At 74.7% G+C, this 1,040-nt stretch carries 2 protein-coding genes; both read right to left on the bottom strand.

Annotation, left to right across the window (positions count from 1 at the left end):
- Window positions 1-67 precede the first annotated feature (67 nt).
- Window positions 68-325 carry a hypothetical protein gene (locus DZG00_RS15730; RefSeq protein ID WP_119383164.1) on the bottom strand — a complete coding sequence of 86 codons (258 nt, stop codon included), beginning with the start codon at window positions 323-325 and terminating at the stop codon, window positions 68-70.
- Between the two features lie 70 nt (window positions 326-395).
- The gene (locus DZG00_RS15725) at window positions 396-830 is read right to left on the bottom strand and encodes a hypothetical protein (protein ID WP_119383165.1); all 435 of its coding nucleotides are present in this window, start codon (window positions 828-830) and stop codon (window positions 396-398) included.
- Window positions 831-1,040: the final 210 nt, after the last annotated feature.

Below are 1,040 nucleotides of genomic sequence, written 5' to 3'. Positions count from 1 at the left end.
TCGCCGCACCCGACGCACGAGGGCCCGCCGCGACGATCGCGGCGGGCCCTCGTGCGGTGCGGACGGGTCAGGCGGGCAGGTCGGTGGGCGCGTCGCCCGCGCCCGCAGCGGTGTCCGCGGCGTCCTCGTCGGATCCGAGCGAGTCGCCGCCGCTGGAGAGGCCGCCGTCGCCGGGTGCCTCGTCGTCGTCGACGTGCTGGATGCTCTCGCCGTCGGGCACGGTGCCGCCGACGCTCGCGTCGGTGTCGCCCTCGCCGGGCATGTCCTGCGAGACGCCGGGGGCGCCCTGGACGGTGGACAGGGGATCGATGTCGGAGTCGCTCATCCATCGACCGTACGCCGGAGCCCCGCGCGCGTCAGGGCGGGCGGGGCTCCGGTCGTGCGGTGGTCGACGGTCAGTCGATGCGCTTCAGGCTGTCGAGGCGGCCGAGCAGGTCGCGGTCCTGCGCGTCGAGGTCGCCCTCGGCGGCGACCACGCGGATGGCGGCCTCGAAGTCGAGGTCCTGGTCGTCGGCGACGCCCGCGACGTCGGCCACGACCCAGAGGAAGCTCACGAGCTCCGGGAGGATCTCGGACAGCACGGCGTCCGGGAAGATCGCGGCCGCCTGGCGGAACATGCGGTCGGTGGCCGGGCCGCCGAACGCGTGGTCGAGGTCGGCGACGATGCCGTCGTCCTCGTCGAGGTCGGTGGAGATCCAGTTGGCGACGTGCTCGCCGTCGAGGTGGATCGCGGAGATGAAGAGGGGCTCGCCGCCCGACTCGCTCTCGACGATCTCGGTGATCGTGTAGCCGGCGACACCGGGAGGCGTGAGAATCGAGTCGTCATCCATGCCGCCCATGCTATCCGGGGCGGAGCGTCTGGGGAGGCCGGGATCCCGCGTCACCAGGGCGATCCGCGACCGATCCCGCGGGTAGCCTCGACGGATGACCCCCGCCGCCGACCTCGCGCCCTCCGCGGCGACGGCGCCGGCGACCGACGGTGAGGCGCGCGACCTTCCCGCGGTGCTGGATCCCGCCGCCTGGCGCGCCCGCGCCGCCCA

It is taken from the genome of Clavibacter lycopersici, assembly GCF_003576405.1.
GTDB classification, from domain to species: Bacteria; Actinomycetota; Actinomycetes; order Actinomycetales; family Microbacteriaceae; genus Clavibacter; species Clavibacter lycopersici.
Note: the sequence above shows the minus strand (reverse complement) of the source record. Positions and strands in the feature narration are given on the sequence as shown.

What these genes read in the sequence shown, in the direction of transcription:
- DZG00_RS15725 (WP_119383165.1), bottom strand. Translation starts at nt 830, where the DNA reads ATGGATGACGACTCGATTCTCACGCCTCCCGGTGTCGCCGGCTACACG.
- DZG00_RS15730 (WP_119383164.1), bottom strand. Translation starts at nt 325, where the DNA reads ATGAGCGACTCCGACATCGATCCCCTGTCCACCGTCCAGGGCGCCCCC.